This is a genomic window from Algoriphagus sp. (genome assembly GCF_024642405.1).
Classification (GTDB): domain Bacteria; phylum Bacteroidota; class Bacteroidia; order Cytophagales; family Cyclobacteriaceae; genus Algoriphagus.
In genome coordinates this window covers 1-6,554 of the sequence record NZ_JAHEBC010000217.1, presented here as the reverse complement: position 1 = coordinate 6,554, position 6,554 = coordinate 1, and the positions used below count along the sequence as shown (strand labels likewise).

The 6,554-nt window shown below is 35.2% G+C and carries 4 protein-coding genes; 1 reads left to right on the top strand and 3 read right to left on the bottom strand.

Annotated elements, in window-relative coordinates; all coding sequences use genetic code 11:
* A partial coding sequence (locus tag Q0L68_RS14465; RefSeq protein WP_296704562.1) for a DASH family cryptochrome occupies positions 1-1,219 on the bottom strand: 1,219 nt, incomplete at its 3' end.
* Positions 1,220-1,442: 223 nt separating this feature from the next.
* Entirely contained in the window at positions 1,443-2,624 is a 1,182-nt protein-coding gene (locus Q0L68_RS14460; protein ID WP_296704559.1) for a T9SS type A sorting domain-containing protein, read from the bottom strand.
* Between the two features lie 967 nt (positions 2,625-3,591).
* On the opposite strand from Q0L68_RS14460, the gene Q0L68_RS14455 reads away from it, so the two are divergent.
* The gene (locus Q0L68_RS14455) at positions 3,592-4,161 is read left to right on the top strand and encodes a hypothetical protein (protein ID WP_296704557.1); all 570 of its coding nucleotides are present in this window, start codon (positions 3,592-3,594) and stop codon (positions 4,159-4,161) included.
* Here Q0L68_RS14455 and Q0L68_RS14450 read toward each other — a convergent pair.
* Positions 4,158-6,368: a DUF5916 domain-containing protein gene (locus tag Q0L68_RS14450; protein WP_296704555.1), complete on the bottom strand. Its 2,211-nt coding sequence runs from the start codon at positions 6,366-6,368 to the stop codon at positions 4,158-4,160. The two genes, Q0L68_RS14455 and Q0L68_RS14450, sit on opposite strands and share 4 nt — an antisense overlap.
* Positions 6,369-6,554 lie beyond the last annotated feature (186 nt).

The following is a 6,554-nucleotide window of genomic DNA, read 5'->3' as shown; positions in this document are numbered from 1 at the left end:
GATCATTTCCTACTCCTGCCACATACATCCAGTTTCCCCAGTTGGAACAAACATCATAATCCATCAGCATGCTTTCGAAATAACTCGCCCCCCAAGTCCAATCTATTCCAAGATCATTCACCAAAAAACTGGCTACATTTTGTCTTCCTCTATTCGACATAAAACCAGTTTGCTTCAACTCCCGCATATTAGCATCTACGAAAGGAACCCCTGTACTGCCTTCACACCAACGAATGAATTCATTTTTATTCCTACTCCAAGAATCGATTTGATTTTTGATTCCGGCAATTTGGAATATTTTACTATCATGTTTTTTACTGATAAAACGGAAATAATCTCTCCAAATCAATTCGAAAATCAGCCAATAGGTACTGTCATTTTTTTTCCGCTCTTTTTCATATCTCTTGACCTCATAGTAAATTGTTCTTGGAGAAATACAACCCAATGCTAACCAGGCTGAAAACCGAGAACTAAATTCTGTCCCTATGAGCTCATTCCGAGTCTGCTTGTAATTTTTTAATAAATCCTTATCCCAAAAATAGGATTGGATTCGCCTCAATCCAGCGCGTTCACCACCTTTAAAACCTAACACCGAATTATCCACTGAATCTTGGCTCTCCAATCCAAACTGATTTAATTTCGGAATCTCTCCAGAACTGAAAATAACATCTGTGCCAGGGTAGGATATAGAAATCGGGATTGGATATTCATCCCTTATTTCTGACATTTTTTCTACTGATTTTCGGAATTGGGTGAATACTTCTGGCAATTGATTGACAGGAAAGGGTAAATCATCCTTATGGTAAAGTGTACTCTGCCAGAAACTTTCTGTAACAATTCCTTTGGCCCATGCAGAAGATTCAAGGGCGTTATCTACATTTCTTTCCTCTGCAGTTACTTCCTTTGAAAAATAAATCGCTTGAACTTCATATTTCTCCGCCAATTGGATTATTTCTTCCTCTGGTTTTCCTTCCAGAATAATTAGATCTGCTCCAAGATCGCGGAGATTTTCACGTAAATCTGTGATTGATTCGATCAAAAATTTGGCTCTGTGATACCCTGTTTTCGGAATCTCGAGCTCAGTCTTAGCAAAAGTCCTAGGGTCAAAGCAATAGACCGGTATAATCTCTTTTCCACTCTGAATTGCCTTGGTAAGAGTAATATTATCTTTTACTCTCAAATCATTACGAAACCAAACGATAACTCGATTAAACTTCATATTTTCCAAACTGCATGTTTAATCGAAGTGTTTGCAGTTTCTATGGAAAAAAAATTTAGCAAAAATTTATACTTATTATTTTCTAGATAAATCGATTTAAAAGATCAATTCTATTGTATCTATTGGATGATTAAGCAAAAAACCAAGAATTGAAGCGTGTAAATAATATATTCTTGGTTCAAAAACTGAAAACACATTGAAAAAATAAAACGTTTTAGAGTTACTACTTTTTAATCAATCGTTTACTCATTATTTGATCTCCCACACTGACTTGGACCTGATATACCCCAGCACTTAATTCATTTACTGGGATTTGATATTCAAATGTATTCGATTTTTGAAGGGAATGCTCATAGACTAATCGTCCGGCTGAATCAAAAACCTCAATTTTAACCTCAGCTTCACGGTCTATTCCAACATAAATATTGCTCACTGAGCTAGCTGGATTGGGAAACAGGTGAAATTCTCCAACTTTTAATTCCTTTTGGAAAGAAAGTCGATTAGATTCTTGGTTGTTTTCTAATGAAGATGGTATAACGGTGATTTTTTGGATTGCTTGAGAGCTGTTTCCATTATTATCGGTAGAAGTCCAAATTACCTCGGTAGTTCCTATTTCAAAAAAGCTGGGGGCATTATTACTGATTAACACTTCGCTACAATTGTCAGATCCTGAAGCAATCCCCAAATCTTCTAAAACGAGAAACTGTTCGTTTTCATTAATCCTAACTGTTAAATCAGTTGGTGGTGAAATTGAAGGAGCGATTAAATCCTGAACAAGAATGGATTGCTCTTGGTAAGTAGCATTGCCATTTCCATCCTCATAAATCCACAAAATGGAATATTGACCTGGCTGATCGTAAATCAGTGGATCATTCGTCTTTGCTAAAATCCTTCCTTTGCAATTATCAAATGCAGCGGGAGGAGTTACTGTTACCATGCAATCTCCTTTAATTAAAGGAAGATTTGAGACTTCAGGAGCAAGAGCCGATACGTCTTTAATCACAATCTCCTGCTCTTGTTCTAAAAAATTACCGTCTCCAAGATCATATTGCCAAGTAAGCGTAAAAGTACCCTGCTTTGAATAGAATATATCATCTGAAGTTGTCGCCACAAGGCTTCTTCCGTTCTCATTTGGAATGGTAGGAGATGGAACGACAAGGCTACATTCACCATATAATGTTGGTAAGTCAGCAAGTTTCTTTCGAATTGGAGTTTTTATTTCCTTATCAATATCTTCACCTTGCTGAATAGAATTTTCCTTTATTTCTGAATTTTCTTCTATCGCGTTTTTGGAAAAATTTAAAGTTTGGATGAAAGTTTCCTGTATTTCCTCAGATTGCCCAGAACTTGTCAACGTCATAAAACCAATAAGTACCAAAATAATAAAACTTCTTCCTGACCTCATAAATTGAAAAATCTGTTATTTGAATAAAAATAATTGAATGTGGTTGAAAATGAAAGTCGATTGATTTGAATTATCAAATCATATTTAACGCTTTTTTAATTTCAAGGGATCCGAACTTAGAAATTGTAAAATCTAATATCTATATCCGCTATTGTACCAGTAATAATCTAAAGCGACATAGAATTCGGTAAATTTAAAGGAAATCGATTCTTCGGTCTTCCGTCATCGGTCTTCGAGCCAGTAAAACAAAGAAATTAAGCATACTGGCATCATTGCGGATAATCGTAAAATCTAATTATTAAAAGTCTAAGTTTAGAAGCCTTTTGGAGTATAAGCTAAATGTCGCTTTAAAATGCCCAAAATTTACTTTAGGAAAATACACTTCTTTTTAAGTATTAAATTTTAACAAAATGGTAAGACTAAAAGCTAATCCACTTAAGTCCTGATGCAAAATTCTAAACCCAACCGTTCAGGGGAATTTAAGAAAACCCCGTTTCAATATCGATCCTTCTTAAACTTCTGGTTAGTGGCCGTACTTCCCTTATGCATTTTAGCACTTATTATTTCAAAGCTCTATTATAACAATACTATAAATTTTGAGCCTTTAAAAGAGCTCAACACGTGGTTTTATTTTCTAATTATTCAAGTCTTTGTTTCATTTTTTTCCTATATCTGGGTTTACAGAATTAAGTCTAAGGCATATCGCAAATAACCCTTTCCAAATACCCTATCAGGTAGAAAACTTTATTTTGGTGTAATTAAATCTAAAATATGAAAAGACTTATAGGTACCTTTCTTCCTTAATGAGTGCTTTCTTTTCTCAGACTTTGGCCGAAAAACTAGCTTATTTCAAAGAAGACAAACTACTGATCATTCATGGAAATGATGTCATGGTTTACATACCCCAAAAAATATCAAATTGACCACTTGGAGAGAAATAGCAAAACTCCTTTAGATTATTTACAGCTTGAAAATCAAATTAATTCTAAAAAAAATATTTCTTTCCCTAGGAAGTATTTTCCTGTTTTATAGATCCTATGAACTAATCATCAATTGGGAAAAAATTCAAAGTACAACCAATGCCGAGATATTGATTTTCAGTATTCTAGCGAATTTATTTATTCTTGGTTCTTTTGCATTAGTAGGCTTTGCTTGGCCTACCTACACTCTTTTACCAGAAAAGTATTACAAAATACGAGATCCAAGACAATTACTAAAATTTGGTAAAAAAATTGGGGTTCCCCTATTTCAAAAGTTCCTTCTCCTAACTTTCTGGAGAGATCAAAATCAGCGAAAAAGATATTTTGATGGAACAAAATCCGGAATCAGAAATTGGATCAAGGAATCCAAGAGTTCCGAATTCGGCCATTTAATCCCATTTATCATTCTACTAGGACTTAGTATATGGAGTTTGTTATTAGGCTTTTGGAAAATAGCCTTGGTCAACTTTGTTTTAAATAGTGTAGCCAATTTTTACCCTATAGTTTTACAAAGAATGCACAGAGCACGGATCAATAAAATCATCGCTCGAATTTAAAGATTCAACCAATAATTCAATTTGAATACCAGAGAACGCTGCTTTGGTGTGAAGCTATCCGGGAAATAATTATCCGTGTAAACCAAGAAGAAGTCCGATACCGGAGCAAATCTCCATTGTAAACGGGTGTTGATGTTCAGGTTATTAATTTGATTATTGTACTGGATAAATGTAGTCCAGAAAAGTTTTTTGGTGAATGTCAGATCAATCCTTGGTCCAACTAAAACTAAATCGGCATCATTTTGTGGTTCTGGAAGTCGGATTCGCGCATAGTTAAAATTCATTGAGATATTCGCTTTATACCCCAATCTTAAGCCTAACTCACTGACTACTCGTTGGAAATTACCTGTATAATATTGACCACCTTCTGCCTCCAATTTTATCAAAAATGCATTTCTTGGATTGCTGCTATACTCAACCTGTAGAGTTTTGGTTTTGTAATCGGTACCGGCTGGAAGTTTTTCACCGCCTGTACGAGTTGGGTCAAAGTCCTGAAATAAGTACACATACCTATTTTTCTGAGTTACAGTGACAATGGAAAAGGAATTGAATTGAATGTTATAACTTAAACTAACATCTTGATCAGTTTTGCCATTAGCCTCATTCCATAATAATTCATATTCGAGCTTTGGGCCATGACGATTAATTAAACTGGAATTGGGATAAAACAAATAAGCAACATCAGGATTAATCCGTTTATAGTCAGCACGTGGAAGAAACCCTACTTCGGGATTAAAATCTTGACCAATATCACGATAACTTAAGCTCCAAACCCAATTAAGATCATTATATCGGATAAAGGTATTAAAAGAGTAAGGTTTTACTGTTTCTCTTGCTTCAAAAGTCCGATGATAATAAGCGTTTCCCTGCCATTTGCCATCCGCCGAATTGAGATTATAATCTACACCAATCAATCTATTATATTCTTCTGGATTAAAGAGCGATTGATATTCATCCAATGCTAATGATTCTCTATCTACGAAAATCACACCGATGTTCGACCGGGTAAATAGCTTTTTTTGAAGGGCTACAACTGAGAAATTTTTTCCTGAGATACCAGCTTCTTCATCGGTTGCAGTTTGCATATTCATTACACCCAGACGCCAATCCTCATTTATTTTACCACTCAATCTAGCCCCATAAATAATCTTACTCTGCACATTTTGCCCAGTCGCTGAATCAATATCAACACCAATCCTCCTTGAGAAAAAGGGTCTTGCCCTTCCAGACCCAAAACTGTCAAACAAATCAGCGTTTTCTAAAAAAAACTGCCTTCTTTCCGGAAAGAAGATTTCAAATCGATCCAAATTGGTTACCTGCTGATCAACCTCTACCTGCGAAAAATCTGGGTTGAAAGTCAAATCCAAGTTCATGGCGGGACCAATTCCGATTTTTGCATCACCACCTACGGCAGGAGTAAACTTTTCACTGGTATTTTCCAGGTAATTTTTGGATGTTTTACCCGCGATGTATGGAATCAAGGAAATATTTGAAGAATTTTTTTTAATAGGTTCTTGGAAGATCAATTTCCGATTAAATGCAGTTGATATAATGGACAAATTTCTGGGAATTGGAGACCAAGTACTTCTTTCTCCCGTATGACTATCAATTCTGTAAAAATTTACATTCCAGTTTTGTCCCCCATCCCTGAATCGAAGAGTGGAAAGTGGGATTATTGCCTCTACTTGCCAGTGTGTATCAAAAATTTTTGCTTCAGTGTACCATTTATTATCCCAAGCCAAACTCAAATCTTCAGATCTTACTCCTCCATTCGCTAATAAACCTTCTCTTTGGACACCATAAGGATTCACACCAAATTGAAAGGCGTTGGTTTTATCGTTAAATGTATCAAAAACAAATGTTATCCCATCATTTTGCTGTCCTCGATAGTCTCTTCTAAGAGAAGTTGAAACATATTCTCTAGGTTCATTATTCTCCATAATGGCAGCTATGTAAAGGAAGTTGTCATCAAAAGCAATTTTAACCTTTGTATTCACTTCCGATAAAGAAGTATCAGAAGGAAAATATTGCATAAAATCTGTATTCCAACCCTCTGAATCTTGCCAAATTTCCTCATCCAATTCCCCATCTAAAACAATGGGAGTTGCCAGTTTAAAAGCAAATGCGTTTTGGGTTGAGTTACCTTGGGCAAATAAGCTAGTCGTCGTAACTAATATTATCAGAAATAATAAAATATAGTTTCGCATTATCGTGGGATAAGTAGCAAAAATATCGACCATCGATTAGAATCAGACTTTTATTATATCAATGGTGAAAATATCGGATAGTCTTTAAAAATACTTAAACCAATTCTCCGAAAGCTGTAAGTATTAAATTTCTGGACGAAGCATATCTTCTAAATTCACAAAGATAAATTCCTTGCCAAATCCCCA